The 20729-nt window shown below is 64.6% G+C and carries 21 protein-coding genes; 9 read left to right on the top strand and 12 right to left on the bottom strand.

The genetic code is table 11. The features are described from left to right. The first annotated feature begins 12 nt into the window (after positions 1–12). Positions 13–2769: a methionine synthase gene (gene metH, locus QRM89_RS04825; protein WP_285447412.1), complete on the top strand. Its 2757-nt coding sequence runs from the start codon at positions 13–15 to the stop codon at positions 2767–2769. Positions 2770–3183: 414 nt separating this feature from the next. Here the strand turns inward: metH and QRM89_RS04830 are convergent, their stop codons facing one another. The 11 genes from QRM89_RS04830 to QRM89_RS04880 form a co-directional block, all read right to left on the bottom strand. Continuing rightward, positions 3184–4389, bottom strand: coding sequence for an AGE family epimerase/isomerase (locus tag QRM89_RS04830; RefSeq protein ID WP_285447413.1), 1206 nt, complete (start codon positions 4387–4389; stop codon positions 3184–3186). Next, positions 4386–5372, bottom strand: coding sequence for a carbohydrate kinase (locus QRM89_RS04835; protein ID WP_285447414.1), 987 nt, complete (start codon positions 5370–5372; stop codon positions 4386–4388). The genes QRM89_RS04830 and QRM89_RS04835 overlap by 4 nt, the downstream gene beginning before the upstream one ends. Then, on the bottom strand, positions 5369–6679 hold the full coding sequence (gene fucP, locus QRM89_RS04840) for an L-fucose:H+ symporter permease (protein WP_076055745.1): 1311 nt from the start codon (positions 6677–6679) through the stop codon (positions 5369–5371). Before fucP ends, QRM89_RS04835 begins: the two co-directional genes overlap by 4 nt. A 13-nt stretch (positions 6680–6692) precedes the next feature. Then, positions 6693–7838: a LacI family DNA-binding transcriptional regulator gene (locus tag QRM89_RS04845; protein WP_322634381.1), complete on the bottom strand. Its 1146-nt coding sequence runs from the start codon at positions 7836–7838 to the stop codon at positions 6693–6695. Positions 7839–8045: 207 nt separating this feature from the next. Next, a complete protein-coding gene (locus QRM89_RS04850) occupies positions 8046–8900 on the bottom strand; it encodes a transporter (RefSeq protein ID WP_285447415.1) in 855 nt (284 codons plus the stop codon). Between the two features lie 254 nt (positions 8901–9154). Continuing rightward, entirely contained in the window at positions 9155–9832 is a 678-nt protein-coding gene (locus tag QRM89_RS04855; RefSeq protein ID WP_343237668.1) for a DUF2058 family protein, read from the bottom strand. An 18-nt stretch (positions 9833–9850) separates the two neighbouring features. After that, positions 9851–10087 (bottom strand): SlyX family protein, encoded by a 237-nt coding sequence (locus QRM89_RS04860; RefSeq protein WP_011036690.1) that lies wholly within the window; start codon positions 10085–10087, stop codon positions 9851–9853. Continuing rightward, positions 10080–11426, bottom strand: coding sequence for a UDP-glucose/GDP-mannose dehydrogenase family protein (locus tag QRM89_RS04865; RefSeq protein ID WP_014507346.1), 1347 nt, complete (start codon positions 11424–11426; stop codon positions 10080–10082). The genes QRM89_RS04860 and QRM89_RS04865 overlap by 8 nt, the downstream gene beginning before the upstream one ends. A 24-nt stretch (positions 11427–11450) precedes the next feature. Beyond that, positions 11451–12353, bottom strand: coding sequence for an FKBP-type peptidyl-prolyl cis-trans isomerase (locus tag QRM89_RS04870; protein ID WP_225041547.1), 903 nt, complete (start codon positions 12351–12353; stop codon positions 11451–11453). Next, on the bottom strand, positions 12283–12483 hold the full coding sequence (locus QRM89_RS04875) for a hypothetical protein (protein ID WP_225041553.1): 201 nt from the start codon (positions 12481–12483) through the stop codon (positions 12283–12285). Before QRM89_RS04875 ends, QRM89_RS04870 begins: the two co-directional genes overlap by 71 nt. A gap of 21 nt (positions 12484–12504) precedes the next feature. Then, positions 12505–13062 carry a glutathione peroxidase gene (locus QRM89_RS04880; RefSeq protein ID WP_012438717.1) on the bottom strand — a complete coding sequence of 186 codons (558 nt, stop codon included), beginning with the start codon at positions 13060–13062 and terminating at the stop codon, positions 12505–12507. A gap of 134 nt (positions 13063–13196) precedes the next feature. Here QRM89_RS04880 and QRM89_RS04885 point away from each other — a divergent pair, with 134 nt between their 5' ends. The 7 genes from QRM89_RS04885 (at position 13197) to QRM89_RS04915 (ending at position 17581) form a co-directional block, all read left to right on the top strand. Next, positions 13197–13445, top strand: a complete 249-nt coding sequence (locus tag QRM89_RS04885) for a hypothetical protein (RefSeq protein WP_012438718.1) — start codon at positions 13197–13199, stop codon at positions 13443–13445. Positions 13446–13447: 2 nt separating this feature from the next. Further along, entirely contained in the window at positions 13448–13810 is a 363-nt protein-coding gene (locus QRM89_RS04890; RefSeq protein WP_011036686.1) for a GntR family transcriptional regulator, read from the top strand. Beyond that, a complete protein-coding gene (locus tag QRM89_RS04895) occupies positions 13807–14682 on the top strand; it encodes an ABC transporter ATP-binding protein (RefSeq protein WP_285447417.1) in 876 nt (291 codons plus the stop codon). Before QRM89_RS04890 ends, QRM89_RS04895 begins: the two co-directional genes overlap by 4 nt. Continuing rightward, positions 14679–15665 carry an ABC transporter permease gene (locus QRM89_RS04900; RefSeq protein ID WP_011036684.1) on the top strand — a complete coding sequence of 329 codons (987 nt, stop codon included), beginning with the start codon at positions 14679–14681 and terminating at the stop codon, positions 15663–15665. Before QRM89_RS04895 ends, QRM89_RS04900 begins: the two co-directional genes overlap by 4 nt. Before the next feature lie 9 nt (positions 15666–15674). Beyond that, positions 15675–16499, top strand: coding sequence for a DUF2807 domain-containing protein (locus QRM89_RS04905; RefSeq protein ID WP_285447418.1), 825 nt, complete (start codon positions 15675–15677; stop codon positions 16497–16499). 27 nt (positions 16500–16526) lie between these two features. Beyond that, on the top strand, positions 16527–17060 hold the full coding sequence (locus QRM89_RS04910; protein ID WP_014507341.1) for a DUF2884 family protein: 534 nt from the start codon (positions 16527–16529) through the stop codon (positions 17058–17060). A 98-nt stretch (positions 17061–17158) separates the two neighbouring features. Beyond that, complete coding sequence (locus QRM89_RS04915) at positions 17159–17581, top strand: hypothetical protein (RefSeq protein WP_119959883.1); 423 nt, start codon at positions 17159–17161, stop codon at positions 17579–17581. A gap of 104 nt (positions 17582–17685) precedes the next feature. Here QRM89_RS04915 and QRM89_RS04920 read toward each other — a convergent pair whose 3' ends face one another. Continuing rightward, complete coding sequence (locus QRM89_RS04920) at positions 17686–19089, bottom strand: class II fumarate hydratase (protein ID WP_285447419.1); 1404 nt, start codon at positions 19087–19089, stop codon at positions 17686–17688. Between the two features lie 286 nt (positions 19090–19375). Here QRM89_RS04920 and QRM89_RS04925 point away from each other — a divergent pair, with 286 nt between their 5' ends. Continuing rightward, positions 19376–20698 carry a hemolysin family protein gene (locus QRM89_RS04925; protein WP_285447420.1) on the top strand — a complete coding sequence of 441 codons (1323 nt, stop codon included), beginning with the start codon at positions 19376–19378 and terminating at the stop codon, positions 20696–20698. Positions 20699–20729: the final 31 nt, after the last annotated feature.

The raw sequence follows: 20729 nt of genomic DNA on the forward strand, positions 1-20729 counted from the left end.
GCAGATGCCCGCATGAACGCACAGCCCCGCTACACCCGTCTGTCCGGCCTGGAACCGCTGGTCATCACCCCGGACCTGCTGTTCGTCAACGTGGGCGAGCGCACCAACGTCACCGGCAGCGCGCAGTTCCGCAAGCTGATCAAGGAAGAGCGCTACGAGGAAGCGGTGGAGGTGGCGCGCCAACAGGTTGCCAACGGCGCGCAGATTCTCGACGTCAACATGGACGAGGGCCTGATCGATTCCGAGAAGGCAATGACGCGCTTTCTCAACCTGATCATGTCCGAGCCGGATATCGCGCGCATCCCGGTGATGGTGGATTCGTCCAAATGGACCGTGATTGAAGCGGGCCTGAAGTGCCTGCAGGGCAAGAGCATCGTCAACTCGATCTCGCTCAAGGAAGGCGAAGCGGTGTTCATCGAACAGGCGCGCAAGGTGCTGCGCTACGGTGCCGCCGCGGTGGTAATGGCGTTCGATGAAGTGGGCCAGGCCGACACCTGCGCGCGCAAGGTGGAGATCTGCACACGCGCCTACAAGGTGCTGACTGAAAAAGTGGGCTTTCCGCCGGAAGACATCATCTTCGACCCGAACATCTTTGCGGTGGCCACCGGCATCGAGGAGCACGACAACTACGCGGTGGACTTCATCGAGGCGACGCGCGAGATCAAACGCACCCTGCCGCATTGCCATATCTCCGGCGGCGTCTCCAATGTGTCGTTCTCGTTCCGCGGCAATGAAAGCGTGCGTCAGGCGATCCACTCGGTGTTCCTGTTCCATGCAATCAAGGCCGGCATGGACATGGGCATCGTCAACGCCGGCGGCATGCCGATCTACGACGAGCTCGACCCGGAGCTGCGCGAGCGCGTGGAGGATGTGATCCTCAACCGCCGCAAGGACGGCACCGAGCGGCTGCTGGAAATCGCTGAGCGCTACAAGGGCACCAAGGGCGCCGCCAGGACCGAGGATCTGGCCTGGCGCGAAAAACCCGTGCGTGCACGCCTGGCGCATGCGCTGGTGCACGGCATCGATGCGTTCGTGGAAACCGACACCGAAGAAGCCCGGCAACTCTCCACGCGCCCGCTGGACGTGATCGAAGGGCCGTTAATGGATGGCATGAACGTGGTCGGTGATCTGTTCGGCGCCGGCAAGATGTTCCTTCCGCAGGTGGTCAAATCCGCACGTGTCATGAAGAAAGCCGTGGCCTATCTGCTGCCCTTCATCGAGGCGGAAAAACTGCGTACCGGCGATGTCGGCAAGTCCAACGGCAAGATCATCATGGCCACGGTCAAGGGTGACGTGCACGACATCGGCAAGAACATCGTCGGCGTGGTACTGGCGTGCAACAACTTCGATGTGGTCGACCTGGGCGTGATGGTCAGCGCGCAGGTCATCCTGGATCGTGCGCGCGAAGAAAACGCAGACCTTATCGGGCTATCGGGCCTGATCACGCCCTCGCTGGAAGAGATGTCGCACGTAGCGCGCGAGATGCAGCGGCAGGGCTTCGAGATTCCGCTCTTGATCGGCGGCGCCACCACCTCGCGTGCGCACACGGCGCTGAAGATCGACCCGCATTACACCGCGCCCACCGTGTGGGTGAAGGATGCCTCGCGCGCGGTGGGTGTGGCGCAATCGTTGATCTCGCGCGATCTGCGCCAGGCCTTCGTCGCCGCGAATGATGCCGATTACGCAGAGATTCGCGCGCGGCATCGCAACCGTGGCGATGCCAAGCGACTGGTGTCGCTGGAAAAGGCACGCGCGCAAAAGTTCGATGGTGGCTGGGACAGCTACACGCCCCCCGCGCCGCGCCAGCCCGGCCTGCACGTGTTCGACGACTACCCGCTGGACGAGCTGATCGAGCTGATCGACTGGACCCCGTTCTTCCAGGCCTGGGAACTGGCCGGCAAGTTCCCGGCCATCCTCAGCGACGAGATCGTCGGCCCCCAGGCCAGCGAGCTGTATCGCGATGCCCGGCGCATGCTCAAGCGCATCGTCGAAGAGAAATGGCTGACCGCCAAAGCCGTCTTCGGCCTGTGGCCGGCGAACAGTGTGGGCGACGATATTGTTGTCCTCACTGAGCCGGCGGACTCGGCAAACCCCCATGGCGAATCGCACAGCGCCTCGGAAGCGCTCGACCATTCCCGATTCTCCATTCCCCATTCCCTGCATTTTTTGCGCCAGCAAGTCGACAAACCCGTCGACCGCCCGGACTTCTGTCTGGCCGACTTCGTCGCGCCCAAGAGCAGCGGCAAGCAGGACTGGATTGGTGCGTTCGCGGTCACCGCCGGGATCGGCATCGACCCGCATGTGGCGCGTTTCGAAGCGGCCCACGACGACTACAACTCCATCCTGCTCAAGGCGTTGGCCGACCGCCTGGCCGAGGCCTTGGCCGAACGCCTGCATCAGCGCGTGCGTACCGAGTTCTGGGGCTATATCGCCGATGAGACGCTGGACAACGAGGCGCTGATTGCAGAGCGCTATCAAGGTATCCGCCCGGCGCCCGGTTATCCGGCCTGCCCGGAGCACAGCGAAAAACGCACCTTGTTCAATCTGTTGCATGCCGAGCGCAACGCGGCGATGTCGCTGACCGAAAGCTTCGCCATGCTGCCCACCGCGGCCGTGTCGGGCTACTACTTCAGCCACCCCAAGAGCCAGTATTTCGTGGTGGGGCGCCTGGGCAAGGAACAGGTTGCCGACTACGCCAAGCGCAAGGGCATCACGCTGGCGCTGGCCGAACGCTGGTTGGCATCGAATCTGGATTACGACCCGGAGTGAGGGCAGCTGATCTGCCGCCTGGCTGCAGGGCCCCTGCCCGCCCCCATCACGCGACACGCTGCAAGTACGTCCTTGTAAGCGCTTACGCGGCATCCATGCCGCGTAAGATCCCGCGACAGTGGGCGGACAAGGACCAGTCGCGATGGGCGGTGTGCATGGTTTTCAACAAAGCAACCAGAACACTCTCTGGCGTGGTGTCCTCGCCGCTTGCGGGACCGTGTGGCGGCATGGATGCCGCCACCGAGCCCCCAGGGATGGGTTCACGGCGTGTCCCGCGAGCGGTGAGGACATCGCGCCCTCGACCGACTAGGCTTCTGACCTCAACGTCTGACTGCGTCTAAACGCCGCTACGAGTCGATATCTCGGCATCTTGAAGTCAGTGAAAGGTCGGCACACCTCGCTGACCGTGTCGCATCACGCAGCCGGCCGCAACACGTTCAAGACTTCATAGCACGCACCCATGGTGTGGTAATCGGTCTTGCCGGCCGGGCTCTTCTCGTCGCTGTACTTGCGATTGTCCGCATCCAGGATGCGGTACCACGCGCCGTAACGGTGATCGATCATGTGCGTCCAGGAGTAATCCCAGAGCTTGTCGTACCACTGCCAGTAGCGCGCCTCACCGCTGCGCTGCGCCAGCAACGCGGCGGCAGCCAGCGACTCGGCCTGCACCCAGAAATACTTGTCGTCGTCGCAGACCTTGCCGTCGGGGTCGAAGCCGTAATACAGCCCGCCACGCTGGGCGTCCCACGACCGCTCCACCGCCACATCGAACAGGTGCTGCGCAGTCGGCAGCAACCAGTCGGCCGGCGCATAGCGATCGAGCAACATCAGCAACTTGGCCCATTCGGTCTGGTGCCCGGGCTGGAATCCCCACGGGCGGAACAGGTGCTTGGGATTTTCGCGGTTGTAGTCCCAATCGATATTCCACTGCAGATCGTAGTGCTCCCACACCAGGCCATCGGCCTTGGCGGCCTGGCGCCGGGTCATGTTGTCGGCGAGCAGCAGCGCGCGGTCGAGATAGCGTTGCTCACCGCTGGCTTCGTAGGCGGCGATCATCGCCTCGCACATGTGCATGTTGGCGTTCTGGCCGCGATACGTGGTGAAGTTGAACTGCGCATCGGCTTCGTCACGGTACAAACCAAAACCCGGCTCCCAGAAATGTTTCTCCAGTAGCTGCCAGGTCTCGTGCATCCACGCGCGTGCTTCGTCCACGCCGGCCTTCAGGCCGCACGAATACGCCAGCAACACGAACGCGACGCCGTAGCAGTGGTTCATGTCGTCTTCCACCACGCCATCGCGCAGCGTCCACGCATAACCGCCGGTGGCGGCATTACGGTGCACGTTACGCAAATAGGCCAGGCCATGCCGCACCGCGTCCAGATAGTCGGCATTGCCGAATTCGCGGTAGGCCATCGCATAGTTGAAGACAAAGCGCGTGCTGCTCACCAGATGCCGGTGCCCGGCGTCGTAGATGGAGCCGTCGTCGCGGAAATACTGGAAAAAGCCACCGGCCGGGTCGATCGCGCGCGGGTGGTAGAAGGCCATGGTGTCGGCGATGTGCTGGCGCAGGACATCGGCCGAACGGAAATCCGGTGCGGGGGTCGCGGGCAATGGGCTCATGATTGTTCCTGGGTCAAAGAATGGACCTCGTCAACGCTGGGCATCGCGGCAAACGCGCCCTTGCGTGTCACCGCCAGCGCACCAACCGCGGCGGCGAAGCGAATCACCTCGGCAATGGCCGCCGGGTCGGCACACAGCTGCTCAAGCGTGCTCGCGCGCGCTGCCAGCTGGAACAACAGGCCGCCCACGAAGGCATCGCCGGCCGCCGTGCTGTCGCGCACCTGCACATGGAACGCGGGCACCTGCCCGGAATCCACACGCGTCTGCCAATGCACCGGCCCGCCGCCATCGGTGACAAGCAACCAACGGGCGTGGCCTTGCCACAGCTTCTGCGTCACCGCGCTGGCATCGCTGTCGAGCGTACCGGCGAGATAGTCGAGCTCTTCGCGCGACAGTTTCACCACGTCGGCAAGCGCGAGCGCTTCCCACAACAGCGGTGCCGGGTCGACATCCTGCGGCCACAGCATCGGGCGCAGATTGAGATCCAGGCTGACGATGGCGCCATCGGCACGCGCGCGGCGCATGCCGTCGAGCGTGCACCGCGCGATGGCCGGCTCGGTCATGCTGTTGGAGCACACGTGCAACACGGCTGCCTGCGCAAAGCCATCGGCGGCGAAATGTTCGGCACGGAACAACAGGTCCGCCGCAGGTGGGCGATAGAAACTGAAACTGCGTTCGCCGGCCGCGTCCAGCGCGACGAATGCCAGCGCCGTCTTGGCCTCATCGGTGCGCACGATGCCATCGGTCACGACGCCCGCCTGCTGCAGGCTCTGCAGCAGAAAATCGCCAAACATGTCGCGCCCGAGCATGCCTACAAAGTGCGCCGCGCCGCCCAGCCGCGCCACCGCAACAGCGACGTTGGCCGGAGCGCCACCCGCATACTGGGCGAAGGTGCGAGCCTCGTTGGGGCCGGCCGGCGGCAGCGCCAGCATGTCGATCAGCGCTTCGCCGAAACACACCACCTGGTTCTTGGTAGCACTCATGCGCGCGCCTCCGCCAGTGCGCCGCGCAGACGCGAGCCCCAGATGCCGTAAAACACGATGTACAGGTAGCACAGCAGCGGCAACACGAACGACTCATGCAAGCCGATGCGGTCTGCCAGCAGGCCCTGCAGGTACGGCACGATCGCGCCACCCACAATGGCCATGATCAGCAGGCTCGACGCACGCCCGGTCAGCGGGCCAAGACGCTCGATGCCCAAGGTGAAAATGGTCGGGAACATGATCGAGTTGAACAGCCCGATCGCCACCAGCGCATACACCGCCAGCATGCCACCACTGGCCATGGTCAGGCCCAGCAGCAGCGCATTGATACCTGCGAATACCGACAACAACACGCGCGGCGACAACTTGGCCAGCAGCGCCGAGCCAATGAAGCGCCCGATCATCGCCAGCGTCCAGTACGCGGAGACGTAGTTGGTTGCCTGACGCTCGGTGAAGCCGCCGATCTGCGGCAGCGAGAAGTAGTTGACCATCAGGCTGCCGATGGCGACTTCCGCCCCCACGTAGAAGAAGATCGCCAGCACGCCGAAACGCACATGCGGATGGCGCAAGGCATCCAGCAGCGAATGCGCGCTTTCGTCCTTCTGCGCACTCGCATCGGTGAGCGCCGGCAGGCGGAACAGGAACACGAAGATCGCCAGCAGGAACAACACCACCGCCAGGCCGATATACGGCCCCTGCACTGCCTGCGCTTCCTGCACGCGATAGGCCAACTGCTCGGCGTCCGGCAGCACCTTGAGCTGGTCGCCCGTCATCACGGTGTTGGACAGGATCAGCCAGCCACCGAACAGCGGCGCGATCGCGGTACCAAGCGAATTAAGCGCCTGTGCCAGGGTCAGCCGGCTCGATGCGCTGCGCTCGGGACCGAGCAGCGCCACGTACGGATTAGCCGCCACCTGCAGGATGGTGATGCCGGTGGCCAGCACGAACAATGCACCGAGGAAGGCGCCATACACGCGCAATTCCGCCGCCGGCCAGAAGCCCAGCGCGCCGATCGCCGCCACCGCCAGGCCGGCCACGATGCCCTGCTTGTAGCCCAACCGCGCCACCAGCCAGCCGGCCGGCAGCGACATCAGGAAATACGCGCCGAAGAAGGTGAACTGCACCAGCATCGCCTGCGCGAAGTTGAGCTCGAACACCGCTTTCAGATGCGGGATCAGGATGTCGTTGAGGCAGGTAAGAAAGCCCCACATGAAAAAGATCGTGGTGGCCACCGACAATGCGACGCCGTTGTTGACGGGCGCCTTGTTGCCGCTTGGCACAGTGGATTGCGTGGAAAGGGAAACCATAGGAGTTGCCTGGTCAGCGGCCTGGGGCCTTGGTGGGAGGATGGGTGGACACTGCGGGGGACGGTGCACATGCGCTGCTCGCGCGAATCTTCAATGCCACCGCGGCGGTAAGCCGCTGCGGCGCATGGTCGGGGTGTTCAATGCGCTGCAGCATCAGCCGTGCGGCCTGCTGGCCACGCGCGCGTGGGTCGGCCGCCAAGGTGGTGAGTGCGGGGGTGAACAAGCCGGCTTCGGCGATATCGTCAAAGCCGGTCACCGCGAAGTCGCGGCCGGGCACAATACCGCGCATGGCCAACGCGGCCATCAATCCGAGTGCAACGCTGTCGTTGTAGCAAACCGCGGCACTGGCAGTGCGGTCGGGATGCGCAAGCATCTGGGTTGCACACACCGCGGCGTCCTGGCGGTTGGGCGCCGACTCCACCCACTGCACTGCCAGACCGGCGGCCGCCATTGCGCGCGCGTAACCGGCGCGCCGTTGCCGGCAGGAACTGGATGCGGCATGCCCACCGAAAAAGACAATGTGCCGATGGCCCTGCGCGATGAGATGCGAGCAGGCCTCGAACGCGCCCTGCTCGTTGTCCAGCGCCAGCAGATCCCACTCGGCATCGGCGACCTCGCGATTGAACAGCAGCACGTTGCGCTGTCGTCCCAACGCCTGGGTCAGTGCCTGCGCCTGGCTGCCTTCGGCCGGCGAGAGGATGATGCCGGCGGGCGTGTGCTCCATCAGCGAGCTCAGCACCGCCTGCTGACGCTGCGTGGATTCGCCGGTGCTACCGAGCAAGGTCACGTACCCGGCTGCGCCTAGCGCCTCGTCCACGCCAGCAGCGAATTCGGCAAAGAACGGATTGGACAGATCATTGATCACCAGCGCGATGCTGGATGACGTGCGGCGGCGCAGATTGGCGGCGGCACGGTTATAGACATAATGTTGGCGATCCAGCTCGGCCTCGACCCGCGCGCGCGTGCTCGCATGCACGAGCGGGCTGCCGCGCAGCACCAACGACACCGTCGCGCGCGAGACGCCGATGGCGTTGGCGATATCGCGCAAGGTCACCGCGCCGCGGCGGGTGCCGCCCGCTGCGTCGTCCTCAGGCGACGGAGGCGTCGGCGTGGCGCCGGTCACGCAGCAGACCTGGAGTGGTAAGGAAGAGGCATGCACTCGACGCTGATTGGATCGATCCAATTAGGCCTCTTCCCTGCATTCAATGCATGCGGCAGTGCAGCATTTCCGTGGGGACGGGCTGGAGCGTGCGTTGGTTGGTTGGATGGTGCTAAGGACTGTCTCTGCCCCGCGACGACCAGAGCAAGTGCCCTGGCTCCAAGCGCAGCGCCTGTGTGCTGGCCCCAGCGTATCCGCAGCTCACCGTCACTGGAAGGCGATCGACAGCCCTAGCCCGCCCTGCCAGTCCGGGCTCTCGGAGGTCAGCCCCCGCAACACCGAGACATCCAACTGCATCGCGTGCGGCAGCTGCCAGGCACCGCCCGCGCCCGCCACCCGTGCGTGGTCACCCCCCGAGTCGATACCGGCCTCCACATAGCTGCTGAAGTGCTCGCTGGAAAAGAAGGTGTAGTTCGGTGCGAAGGTCCATTGGTGGCCATCGCTATCGCGGGCGTAGTTGACGTACAACGCCAATGCGCGCTCCTGCGGTAGGTCCCACGAGGCGGTGACGCCCAGTTCGCGCGAATAGCCGTCGCTGAAGGCCGCACTGCCGGTCGGCACGCTGTAGCTGCCGAGCACGGCCCAATGAAAGCTCTCCACGCGCGACGGCAGCGCCACCTTGAGCGCAACGTGGCTGTCGCCACCACCCCGCACGCGCTTACCACCGCCATGCTGCCAGTTGTAACTGTCACTGCCCAGCTGCAGCTCGACGTTCTCAAACAGGCCCAGGCGCAGCACGGTATCGGCCGTATACAGCGTGGTGCGCTGCCCGCCGCTGCGGTCGGTGCTGGCATCGGGAAGCCCCTGCTCCCAGGCAAACGCGCCGGGGCGCAGCGTCTCGGCCGCGAACGGGATCCCCGGGCGATCGAACGCCGGCGCATCGTCGGCCTGCGCGAAAGCGCACTGGCTGAGCAGAGTCAGTGCGAGCAGCACTGCGGCGGATGTACCGAGACGGCGTGCAAATGATCGGTGACGTGATTGCGCGCAATACGTTGCTTCAGCCGCAGAGGAAGAGGAAGAGGAAGAGGAAGAGGCAGAGCGAAAACGTGACAGTGTGGACATGGCAAGACCTTCCAATGAAGAAGCGGCGGCGCATCAGTCGCGTCATCATCCGCGAAGCCGCCATCCGCGAGCGCTGCGATGGTGGGGTGCTGGCCGTGATTGGCCTGTGTATCGCGGCGCAACAGAACCGAAGCGCTGGAAGCCAGGCATTCGTTAGGCCTACGAGCCAACAAAGACAGCGATGGGCCAACAAAAAGGCACCGCTCAGGTGCCTGATTTGTTGCCTTCAATGTGCCGGAAAAACAAGCCCCGACTCACCAGACCAGGTCGTCCGGCACCTGATACTTCGGGTCGGCGTACGGGTCGTCACCGGCCGGTGCATTGGGGTCCACCTTCAACGCCACCGATGGTGCAAACACGGCTTCGGCTTCGGCCAGCACCTGCGCTGTCACCAGCAGATAGCGGCCGTTGAGTTGCAGCACGCCCAACTCGCCGGCATTGAGTGCCTTGAGCTGATCGGCGGTGACGTAGATGCGCTTGATCTTGCCGCCATACGGAAAGTGGCGGGCGATGTCCGCTTCCGCGTGATTGAGGCTCTTGTCCTTGAGCAGTTCTTCCAGCTTGGCCTTGGCTTCGCGCCGCAGGCGTGCTTCTTCCTGCTTCACGCGCTCGGCTTCGATACGCTCGTCCTTCTCGCGTTGCGCGCGGATCGCGTAGGCCTTGGCCAGATCGATGTCTTCACGGGTACGCGCAGGCCGGGGCCCACGACGGTCTGCGTTCGGATGCGGCCTGGCGGAGGGCGCGGGCTTGCCGTCGGGTGCCGCAGCGGCATGCGGCCGCTGCGGTCCCCTGCCCTGTCCCGGCTTGCCGGGCGCAAGCTTGCCACCCTTGCCATGCGGACGCGCGGCAGGCCGTGCGTCGGGTTTGCGTTCGGGCTTGGGGGCGGGCTTGAAGCCCAACCCAAGCAACTGGTCACGTAGGGTATCGCTCATGGCGGTGGCAATCTGCAATCAATAGTGCGGCGGTGGCGGTTCGTCCGCCGCATCCGCAAACAACGTGGAGCGCACCTTGCCCAGATCCTCGAGCAGGTGGCGGATCAATTCGGCATTGCGGGCGCCCGTCAAACGGGCGTCCGCAAGCGCTTCACTCAGTTCGGTCAGCGCCTGCTCCTGAAAGGAGAGGCGCGTTTCCAGTTCCACCAACCGCGCTTCCAGTTCCTGGTCGCGCGGCGAGAGTTGCTCATGCATGCAGCGAACGGCCTCGTCCGATGGCGTAGTACGCCAGACCTGCGGCTTCGATCTCCTGCGGGTCGTACAGGTTGCGGCCGTCGAACACGACGTCGTCCTTCAGAGCCTGCTTGATCTTGCCGAAATCCGGGCTGCGGAACTGCTTCCACTCGGTGACCACGACCAGCGCGTCGGCGCCTTCCAGTGCGGCGAAGGCGTCGTCGCAGAACGTCAGGTCGTCACGCTCGCCGAAGATGCGCTTGGCTTCGTGCGTGGCTTCGGGGTCATACGCGCGCACCTTGGCACCGGCTTCCCACAACTGCGCCATCAGGCGACGGCTGGAGGCTGCACGCATGTCATCGGTATTGGGCTTGAACGCCAGACCCCACACTGCAAAGGTCTTGCCGGCGATGCTGCCGTTGCCATCGGCATAGTGACGCTGCACAAGCTCAAATAGATGCCCCTTCTGCGCGTTGTTGACGCTTTCCACCGCATTGAGCAGGGTCGGCTGCATGCCGTACTGCTGCGCGGTCTTGGCAAGCGCCTGCACATCCTTCGGGAAGCACGAGCCGCCGTAGCCGGCACCGGGGTAGATGAAGTGCCAGCCAATGCGCGGATCCGAACCAATGCCGTTACGCACATGCTCGACGTCCGCACCGACACGTTCGGCAATGTTGGCGATCTCGTTCATGAAACTGATCTTGGTCGCCAGCATCGCGTTGGCCGCGTACTTGGTCAGCTCGGCCGAACGCACGTCCATTTCCACGATGCGATCGCGGTTGCGGTTGAACGGTGCATACAGACGGCGCATGCGTGCAATCGCTGCCGGCTTCTTGGCACCGATCACGATCCGGTCCGGGCGCATGCAGTCAGCCACCGCGTCGCCTTCCTTGAGGAACTCAGGGTTGGAAACCACGTCGAACTCATGGTCCACGCCGCGTGCATCCAGTTCTTCCTGGATGGCCGCGCGCACCTTGTCAGCGGTACCGACCGGCACCGTGGACTTATTGACGATCACCGACGGCCCGTCGATATGACGGCCCACGGTGCGCGCAACCGCCAGCACGTACTGCAGGTCGGCGCTGCCGTCCTCGTCAGGCGGCGTGCCCACGGCGATGAAGGTGATTTCGCCGTGCGCAATCGCCTCGGCCGCGTCGGTGGTGAAGCGCAACCGGCCAGAGGCGTGGTTGGCTTTCACCATCGGCTCCAGGCCGGGTTCATAGATGGGAATCACCCCACGATTGAGACCATCAACTTTCGCCTGGTCGATATCCACGCAGATAACGTGATGACCTACTTCCGCCAGACAGGTACCGGTGACAAGACCAACATAGCCGGTACCAAAGATCGCAACTCGCATGGGTGGGGGTACTCCTGTGGGGGATCAGGGAAGGATACCCATCAGTTCGACATCGAACGTCAACGTTGCGTCCGGTCCGATCGGCCCCCCCTGCGTGCCGTTCGGGCCATAGGCCAAGTTGGATGGAATCCAGAAACGATATTTCGAACCGACCGGCATCAAGGCGACACCCTCGGTCCATCCAGCAATCACTTGATTCAGACCGAACTCGGCCGGCTGGCCGCGCTGGTAAGAGCTGTCGAAGACCTTCCCGTCGAGCAGCTTGCCTTCGTAGTTGACGCGCACCGTGTTGGTGGGCATCGGGCGCTCGCCGCTGCCCTGGCGCAGCACCATGTACTGCAGACCCGAGGCCGTGGTGATCACGCCTTTTTCGGTCTTGTTCTTGGCCAGGAACGCATTGCCTTCTTCGCGATTCTTGGCACCGGCTGCGCCCTGCTTGGCAGTGGCGAACGCCTGCATCGTTGCGGCCGCTTCCTGCTGGGTCAACCGCGTGGTGCCCTTGGCGAACACGGTGCGGACGGCTTCCATCAGGATCGACAGATCGATCTCGTCCTTGATGCCGGCCAGCGACGGGCCAACCGCGCGGTCACCCAGCATCAGGCCGACATTTTCCTTGGACGGCGCCGCCGGGGCGCTGCCCGGTGCCATGCCCGGCATCTGCTGGCCGTTGCGTGCCGCCAGCGCGGTGCGCAGTGCGGTGTCGGTGGCCTGGGTCTGCTCGTCGGACAACAGCGGCTTGCCGCCCTTGAAGGCGTTCTCGATGGCGCGCTGCATGGCGCTCACATCGATGTCCTGCGCGATCGGCTCGAACGAACGTGCCACGTCCATACCGATGGCGTAACTCACGTTGCTCTTTTCAGACGATGCATTCAAAGCCGGCTTCTCCTTGGTGGCCGCTGCGGCCGGTTGTTGCGACATCGCAGGCATCGTTGCCGACATTGCCACCATCAGTAGCGACGCCGCCGCGCCGCGCTTTCCCATCTTCATTCGATGCACTTCCCGAAAGTGAAAAGATCACGCCGACGCCGGCGCTGAATGCGCATTGTCGCATGTGCACGCGACGTTGCGCGCGCCGCGCTCAGCGTGCCGGCGCCTTGAGCTCGCGCTCGATCGCCGCCAGCACCTGCGGATCGTCCGGCTTGACCTTGCTCGGGAACTGCGCCACCACCTGTCCATTGCGACCGATCAAATACTTGTGGAAGTTCCAACCCGGCGCCACGCCGGTCTCGCGCGTCAGTCGCTGATACAGCGGGGTCGCCTGCGCGCCCAGCACATGCACCTTCTCAAACATCGGGAACTTGACGCCATAGGTCAGCGTGCAGAATTCCTGGATCTGTTTCTCAGATCCGGGTTCCTGTCCCTGGAAATCGTTGGACGGGAAGCCGAGCACCGTGAACCCGCGGCTGCCGAAGCGCTGATTGAGCGCCTCCAGGCCTTCGTACTGCGGGGTGAAGCCGCACTTGCTGGCGGTGTTGACCACCATCACCACCTTGCCGCCGTAACTACGGTTCAGGTTGATTGGGGCCTTGCCGGCCAGCGGGCGGTAGTCCAGATCCAGCACCGAGGTACCGGCCGCCACCGCAGCAGTGGAAAAAAGTCCAGCAAATACAAGGACCAACAGACGATTGAGCGACATGAGCGGTGCCCTAGGTGGTGAGGACACGCGCGCCAGCGGCGGGGTGCCATCAGTTGGGTATGACAGGCAGTTGACTGCCTGCGTGTCGGTGTTATAGTTGAATACAACACCAGTCATCCAACGCAGGGGAAAGCATGAACAGCACACGCTTTACGCGACCAGTTCCGCTGCTGCTGTTCGGCAGCACCCTGTTCGCCATTGGTTGCCTGGGAGCCGCTTCCAGTCAGGTCACGGATACCGGCGCCGATTATGGCGCGTCGGAGGCGGTTACGGAAAACGCGACAACTCCCCCCGAGACACGCACCCGGCCCAGCCGGCACCTGCGCGCCTCGCTGTCGATGCCCTATTTCTCCTTCGCGCAAGTCCTGCGCCCACGGAGCTGATCATGACTGACATCCAGTGGAGCGACGGCGCTCCCATCTATCGCCAACTCAAGGAACGTGTGATTGCCATGATGCTCGATGGAATCCTCAAGCCTGGCGACGCCCTGCCCTCGGTGCGGCAAGTGGCGGCCGACTATCAATTGAACCCCATCACCGTTTCGCGCGCCTATCAGGAACTGGCCGACGAGAACCTGGTGGAGAAGCGCCGCGGCCTGGGCATGTTCATGACCCCGGAAGCCGCACAGAAATTGCGCGGAAGCGAACGCGAGCGCTTCCTCAATGAAGAATGGCCTGCGGTGCTGGAACGCATCCAGCGCCTGGGACTGACCATCGACGATCTGCTGCCACAGGGGAAAACACCATGACCGCCGTCTCCACCGACCACGTGGTCGACGCTCGTGGCCTGCGCAAGGCCTACAAGCACCGACTTGCGCTGGACAACACCAGGTTCACCATCGCCGCCGGCCGCATCATCGGGCTGATCGGCCCCAACGGCGCCGGCAAGACCACCGCGCTCAAGGCCGTGCTGGGCCTGACCGATTTCGACGGCGAGCTGCAGGTGCTGGGCATGGACCCGCGCACGCAGCGTAACGCGCTGATGAACGAGGTCTGCTTCATTGCCGATGTAGCGGTGCTGCCGCGCTGGCTGCGTGTCGGCGAGGCCATCGACTTCGTCGCCGGCGTGCACCCGCGCTTTGACCGTGCCAAGTGCGAGCGTTTTCTGGCCAACACCCAGCTCAATCGCAAATCGCGGGTACGCGAACTCTCCAAGGGCATGATCGTGCAGCTGCACCTGGCCCTGGTGATGGCCATCGATGCGCGCATCCTGGTGCTGGACGAACCCACGCTGGGCCTGGACATCCTGTACCGCAAGCAGTTCTACCAGCGCCTGCTGGAAGACTACTTCGACGAGCAGAAGACCATCATCGTCACCACCCACCAGGTGGAAGAGATCGAGCACATCCTCACCGATGTGATGTTCATCCGCGATGGCCGGATCGTGCTCACGGCCGATATGGAACACGTCGCCGAGCGCTACACCGAAGTACTGGTCAACGCCGAGCACCTGGACAGCGCGCGCGCACTGGGCCCCATCGACGAGCGCAGCCTGCCGTTCGGCAAGACCGTGATGCTGTTCGACGGCGCGCCCAAGGAGCAACTCGCCCGCTTCGGTGAAACCCGCAATCCCGGCCTGGCCGATCTGTTTGTTGCTGTCATGAAGGGGACCTACGCATGAATGCAATGACCCACCAAGCATCTCCCGCACGCACGTTCACCTGGCTGCTCAAGCGCGAGTACTGGGAGCACCGTGGCGGTTTCGTCTGGTCGCAGGTGATCACCGGCGGCATCGCGGTGTTCTTCGCGCTGCTGGGCGCGGTGATCGGCGCAGTCAGCGCGCGCGGCAACATGTCCGGCGACAGCATGAGGATGGACGACCTGGCCGAATACACCCGCACCCTGGGCCAGGTGGGCGACGGCCTGCTGCTGGGCGGCATCGGCATCGCCTCGGTCGTACTGGCCTTCGTGGTGTTCTTCTATGCGCTGGGCAGCCTCTACGACGACCGCCGCGATCGCAGCGTGCTGTTCTGGAAATCCTTGCCGGTGTCGGACACGCAGACAGTGCTGTCCAAGGCCGCATGGGCGTTGTTGCTGGCGCCGCTGATCGCGATTGCAATCGGCCTGGTGGTCGGCCTTGCCCTGTGGTTGATCGCCATCGGTGGCGCGTTGATCGCCGGCGTCCCCAGCCCGTGGGCCATGGCCACGCATTCGCATCCGTTCGCCCTGGTTGGACGGCTGTTGATGACCGTGCCGATGAGCCTGTTGTGGTCGCTGCCGACGGTGGGCTGGCTGATGTTCTGCTCGGCATGGGCCACGTCCAAGCCGTTCCTGTGGGCGGTGCTGTTCCCGCTGCTGGCCTGCGTGATGCTGAGCATTCTCTCGGCCATGCCCGGTGTGTCGCTGCCGATCGGCTGGGTCTGGTACATCGTCGGCTACCGCGGCCTGCTGAGCGCCCTGCCCGGCACCTGGTCGCCGCGCGCGGTCAGCGGCACCCTGGACAGCAGTGCGATGCAGAACCCCAGCGACCTGGTGCAATGGGTGCTGCAACACACCGACAGCGCACGCGTCTACGGCAACCCGGACATCTGGATCGGTGCGGCCATCGGCGTTGCCCTGATCGCTGCCTCCATCTACCTGCGCCGCCGGCGCTCCGAAGCCTGAGGTCGCGCCATGCGCCTGCCACTGAGTCTGCTCCTGCTGCTTGGTCTGCCCGGCGCTGCCGTGGCCGAAGAGCAGTGCAAGTTTTCCGACCCGCGCAGCCTGGAGTTGCAGCTGTCCGGGGTCAAGACGGTGTTGTTCGAGATCGCCTCCAATGACCTGCGCCTGGAGGCGATCCCGGGCACCAGCGGGCGCGTGAGCGGGCGTGCCTGCGCTGCCCGGCCAGAGTTGCTGCGCAACCTCACTGTCACCCAGAAACGGGTGGGCACCAAACTGGTAGTCACGCTGGAAGACGACCGCCCGCTGCGCATCTCCATTGGCGAGAGCTACGCCTATCTGGACCTGCGTGGCAGCGTGCCGAATACGCTGCTGGTGCAGTTCGACATCGGTTCCGGCGATGCCGAGATCAGCGGCGCCGCAGCCGTCAGCGCCGACGTGGGCTCCGGCGACATGACCGTGCGCCGCACCAAGGGCCGCGTGACCGCCAAGGTGGGTTCAGGCGATATCGAACTGGAGGACGCGGGCACCTTGCAGGTGCTGGCCGTGGGCTCTGGCGATATCAAGGCGCGCCAGATCCGTGGCGCGGCCGAGGTCGGCAAGATCGGCTCGGGCGACGTGAAGCTGCATGGCGTCGCCGGCAACGTGCAGGTCGGCAGCATTGGCTCGGGCGATCTCGAAGTCAGCGATGTACAAGGCAGCGTCAACATCGAATCGATCGCCTCCGGTGCCGCGGAGGTGCGCAAGGTGCGGGGGGATCTGACGTTGGCGCACAAGGGCAGCGGCGATATCAGCGCCAGCGATATCTCCGGCACCACGCGTGTGCCGGCCGACCACTGATCAACGTCCAACATGGGGAGACTACAGATGAAAGTGCTTGCTTCGGCATTACTGATGGGGGCGTTGCTGGTGGGGTGCGGCGGGCACTCGGAAAGCACGACCAGCGGCTCGGCGCAGGTCAACGGCAGCGGCGTGACGTTTGACAACAACAGCGTCACGCTCAACCGTAGCGGCTTGCCGGCAGCCAGGATTGGTGCAGACGGCAGCTTGCGCATCGCTGGCAAGCCAGTGGCGCTGAACGCTGCGCAGCAGCAGGCCATGCGCGGCTATTACGCGCAGTTGCAGGCCGTGGCCAAGCAAGGCATCGAGATCGGCACCAAGGGCGCGGCGTTCGGTGCGCACGCGGCCGGCGAAGCGCTCAAGGGCGTACTGAGCGGCAACCCCGACCAGATCGGCGAGAAGATCGAAGCCGAGGCCGACACCTTCAAGCAACACGCACTGCAGATCTGCGACCGCCTGGTCGGCCTGCGCACGGCGCAGGATGCGGCCGCCAGCCTGATTCCGGCCTTTGCGCCCTACGCCAGCCTCACCCAGCACGACGTCGAGGATTGCCGTAAGTAACGCCACTGTGCAGGGATGCGCCGCCCCGGTCGATTGATCGGGGCAGCGTTGACGGACGCGGGATTACACTACTTGTCTTCCCACGACCCACCGACCCCATGAACAAGTTCGTGATGCTCTGCATGGCGCTACTGCTGTGCACCCTGGCCGCCTGCGGTGACCAATCGTCCCGCCGCGCTGAACGTGGCAAGCCACGTGTCGCGGTGACCACCCAGTCGGTGATGATTCGCCGCCCCCCCGCAGCCAATGCGGAAATCACTCCGGACGGCACGCTGAAGATCGACGATATCGCCCTGCCGCAGGCCGAGCCGACCCGGCTCAAGTTGCAGCTGCTGTTCGGTCACCTGCAGATGTTGCGCCAGCAGGCCATCGCCGATGCGGGCCCGGACCCCGAGTACAAGTCGATCAAGCTCACCGCAACGCCGGAAATCCAGCGCCTGAGTGGCGAATTGCTCAACGACATCCCGCCGCTGCAGCCGTATCGCGAAAGCTTCGGCAATGTGCAGGCCGAGCGGCATTGAGTCTGCATAACCGCGGCAATCCGTAGGAGAGCGCTTGCGCGCGATGAGGCGTTATCGATAAAGCCCATCGCGCACCAGTGCGCTCCTACAACAGCTGACTGCGGTCAGCCGCCACCACCGCCGCCCGCCTGGATGCCACCGCGTGTCAACGCCGCCGGGTCCAGCAAACGGCGCAACTCTGTCTCGCTCAGACCGCTATCTTCCTTGGCCACATCCAACACCGGGCGCTGCTCCTTGTAGGCGCGCTTGGCGATCGCGGCAGCCTTTTCGTAGCCGATGATCGGGTTGAGCGCGGTCACCAGGATCGGGTTGCGGTCCAGGGCCTCGCGCACGCGCTCCTGGCGCACCTTCAATCCGGCAATGGCGGTATCGGCCAGCAGGCGCGAGACGTTGCTGAGCAGGTTGATCGAATCCAGCAGGTTCGCGGCGATCAGCGGCAACGCCACGTTCAACTGAAAATTGCCGGTCTGCCCGGCCACCGTGATCGCGGTGTGGTGCCCGATGACCTGCGCGCACACCATCACGGTCGCTTCGGGAATCACCGGATTCACCTTGCCCGGCATGATCGAACTGCCTGGCTGCAGCGCCGGCAATTCGATCTCGCCCAGCCCTGCCAGCGGCCCGGCATTCATCCAGCGCAGGTCGTTGGCAATCTTGATCAAGGCCACCGCCAGCGCATTGAGCTGGCCCGACAATTCCACCGCATCATCCTGCGCCGCCAGGCCTTCGAACTTGTTCTCGGCACTTTCGAACTTGACGCTGCTCAGTGTGGACAAGGCCTTGGCCACCTTGCCGCCGAAGCGCGGATCGGCGTTGATGCCGGTGCCAATTGCAGTGCCGCCCAGCGGCAACCGGCGCAGCCGCTTCAGGCTGTCGTCGATGCGCTCCTGCGCTGAACTGAGCTGCGCAGACCACGCGCCGAACTCCTGCCCAAAGGTCAGCGGCATCGCATCCATCAGATGCGTGCGGCCGGTCTTAACGATCTTGTCCAGACCCTTGGCGCGCTTGTCGATGGTCTTGCGCAGGTGCTTGAGCGCCGGCTGCAGTTGCTCCTGCACCGCCAGCAATGCCGAGACGCGAATCGCGGTGGGCACCACGTCGTTGGAACTCTGCCCGAGATTGACGTGGTCATTGGGATGCACCGCATCCTTGCCGGCGCGCGTGGCCAACGTGGCAATCACCTCGTTGGCATTCATGTTCGACGACGTGCCAGAGCCGGTCTGATACACATCGATCGGGAAATGCGCATCGTGCGTGCCCTGCGCCACCTGCAAGGCGGCTTCCTGCACCACCTTGGCCACCGATTTGGACAGCAGCCCGAGATCGGCGTTGACGCCCGCGGCCGCGGCCTTGATCAACCCCAGCGCGCGAATGAAACCGCGCGGCATCGGCTGGCCGGAAATCGGGAAGTTCTGCACGGCGCGCTGGGTCTGCGCACCCCACAACGCATCGGCAGGCACCTGCAATTCGCCCATGCTGTCGTGTTCGATCCTGAAACTCTCGCTCATCTGCACTCTCCGCACATCGTTGATTGGTGGTGAAGGAAGGCTGGCAGCGGGGCGCACCCGGGCTGGCGACGCCATACGATACGCGCCCGCACCGTTGCCGCGATGTCATCGCAGCACTGCGGCTAGACTGTTGCCTGTGTTTGCTGGAGATCTTTCGCTGCCATGGGCGACGCGCCTGACTGTAGAACCCAACTGTTGATCGCGTGTTTCGCCACGCCACACCGCCGCCCCAGCCTCGCAGACGTTACGCAGCGCATTCCGGTGACCGCACCGCGTGAAGCACGCCATGTGGGCTAACGTCGGGCTGTTGCTGATCGCGCTGTTGCTGGTGCTGTTGAACGGGTTTTTTGTCGCCGCTGAATTTGCACTGGTCAAATTGCGGCATACCCAGGCGGTGGGCCTGGCCGAACATCACGGCTGGCGCGGGCGCCTGCTGCTGGGCGTGCATGCACACCTGGACGCGTATCTATCGGCCTGCCAGCTCGGGATCACGCTGGCCTCGCTTGGCCTGGGCTGGGTCGGCGAGCCGGCCTTCGCGCACCTGCTGCAGCCAGTGTTCGACACGCTGGGTCTATCGCCGGAAGCCGCGCAGTTCACCGCGCTGGCGATCGCCTTCAGCCTGATCTCGTTTCTGCACATCGTGCTCGGCGAACTGGCGCCCAAATCGATGGCCATTCGCCGCCCGGAGCGCATGTCGCTGTGGACGGCCGCACCGCTGTACGCGTTCTACTGGGTCATGTATCCGGCGATCTGGGTGCTCAACACCAGTGCCAACCGGCTGCTACGCGTGCTGGGCTGGGGCGAGCTGGAGCACCAATCGCACCGCTATTCGCGCGAGGAACTCAAGCTGATCGTGGGCCGCCAGGACCCCAACGCGGTCGCGCCCGATCACGGAATGGCACTGATGAGCCATGTGCTGGAGCTGCCCGACCTGGTGGCTGGCGACCTGATGCGCCCACGTGAGCACCTGCGCAGCCTGCGGGAAGGCATGACGCTGCAGACGGTGCTGGTGGAATTCAGCACATCGCGTTACAGCCGTTATCCCTGGTTCGACGCCGAGGGCGAGCAGGTACTCGGCATCCTGCACACCAAGGACATCCTGGTGGCGATGGCGCACGGCCAGCCCCTTGATGCGCTGCGCACCCTGCTGCGCCCGGCCACCGTGCTGGCGCTGGAAAGCCCGATCCCGCGGGCGCTGGAGCAGTTCCGCAGCGGCGCCACCCATCTGGCGCTGTGCGTGGACGAGCACGGCCGCATCCTGGGGTTCTTTACCCTGGAGGACCTGCTGGAGGTGGTGGTGGGCGAGATCGAGGACGAGCACCGCCACGTGGTGCGCGACGCGCCAGTGCGCGGCCAGGACGGCTCGCTGCTGGTGGCCGGCAGCACCTCGATCTTTCGCCTGGAACGCCTGCTGGGCCGCGATCTCAGCGCGCCCGACCAGATCAATTCGGTTGGCGGCCTGATCGTGCACCAGCTGCAGCGGCTGCCGGAAGAAGGCGAGACCCTGGAACTGGACGGGCACCTGCTCACGGTCCGGCGGATGGTCGGCCATCGCATCCAGGCGGTGACGGTGCGCCCGGTCGGCGAAGCCGGCGCCGGGGCGGCGTAGAATAGCCGCCCCGCCTGCTTCCCAGTGCCCT

Origin of the sequence: Xanthomonas sp. LMC-A-07, from assembly GCF_030208825.1 — a bacterium.
GTDB lineage: Bacteria > Pseudomonadota > Gammaproteobacteria > Xanthomonadales > Xanthomonadaceae > Xanthomonas > Xanthomonas campestris.

Excerpts from the sequence above, each read along its gene's own strand:
- QRM89_RS04925 (WP_285447420.1), top strand. The coding sequence starts at position 19,376 with ATGTGGGCTAACGTCGGGCTGTTGCTGATCGCGCTGTTGCTGGTGCTG.
- QRM89_RS04905 (WP_285447418.1), top strand. The coding sequence starts at position 15,675 with ATGCGCCTGCCACTGAGTCTGCTCCTGCTGCTTGGTCTGCCCGGCGCT.
- QRM89_RS04865 (WP_014507346.1), bottom strand. The coding sequence starts at position 11,426 with ATGCGAGTTGCGATCTTTGGTACCGGCTATGTTGGTCTTGTCACCGGT.
- QRM89_RS04920 (WP_285447419.1), bottom strand. The coding sequence starts at position 19,089 with ATGAGCGAGAGTTTCAGGATCGAACACGACAGCATGGGCGAATTGCAG.
- QRM89_RS04850 (WP_285447415.1), bottom strand. The coding sequence starts at position 8,900 with ATGTCCACACTGTCACGTTTTCGCTCTGCCTCTTCCTCTTCCTCTTCC.
- fucP (WP_076055745.1), bottom strand. The coding sequence starts at position 6,679 with ATGGTTTCCCTTTCCACGCAATCCACTGTGCCAAGCGGCAACAAGGCG.
- QRM89_RS04835 (WP_285447414.1), bottom strand. The coding sequence starts at position 5,372 with ATGAGTGCTACCAAGAACCAGGTGGTGTGTTTCGGCGAAGCGCTGATC.
- QRM89_RS04870 (WP_225041547.1), bottom strand. The coding sequence starts at position 12,353 with ATGCCTGCGATGTCGCAACAACCGGCCGCAGCGGCCACCAAGGAGAAG.
- metH (WP_285447412.1), top strand. The coding sequence starts at position 13 with ATGAACGCACAGCCCCGCTACACCCGTCTGTCCGGCCTGGAACCGCTG.
- QRM89_RS04895 (WP_285447417.1), top strand. The coding sequence starts at position 13,807 with ATGACCGCCGTCTCCACCGACCACGTGGTCGACGCTCGTGGCCTGCGC.
- QRM89_RS04910 (WP_014507341.1), top strand. The coding sequence starts at position 16,527 with ATGAAAGTGCTTGCTTCGGCATTACTGATGGGGGCGTTGCTGGTGGGG.
- QRM89_RS04830 (WP_285447413.1), bottom strand. The coding sequence starts at position 4,389 with ATGAGCCCATTGCCCGCGACCCCCGCACCGGATTTCCGTTCGGCCGAT.
- QRM89_RS04900 (WP_011036684.1), top strand. The coding sequence starts at position 14,679 with ATGAATGCAATGACCCACCAAGCATCTCCCGCACGCACGTTCACCTGG.
- QRM89_RS04860 (WP_011036690.1), bottom strand. The coding sequence starts at position 10,087 with ATGCATGAGCAACTCTCGCCGCGCGACCAGGAACTGGAAGCGCGGTTG.
- QRM89_RS04915 (WP_119959883.1), top strand. The coding sequence starts at position 17,159 with ATGAACAAGTTCGTGATGCTCTGCATGGCGCTACTGCTGTGCACCCTG.
- QRM89_RS04890 (WP_011036686.1), top strand. The coding sequence starts at position 13,448 with ATGACTGACATCCAGTGGAGCGACGGCGCTCCCATCTATCGCCAACTC.
- QRM89_RS04885 (WP_012438718.1), top strand. The coding sequence starts at position 13,197 with ATGAACAGCACACGCTTTACGCGACCAGTTCCGCTGCTGCTGTTCGGC.
- QRM89_RS04880 (WP_012438717.1), bottom strand. The coding sequence starts at position 13,062 with ATGTCGCTCAATCGTCTGTTGGTCCTTGTATTTGCTGGACTTTTTTCC.
- QRM89_RS04855 (WP_343237668.1), bottom strand. The coding sequence starts at position 9,832 with ATGAGCGATACCCTACGTGACCAGTTGCTTGGGTTGGGCTTCAAGCCC.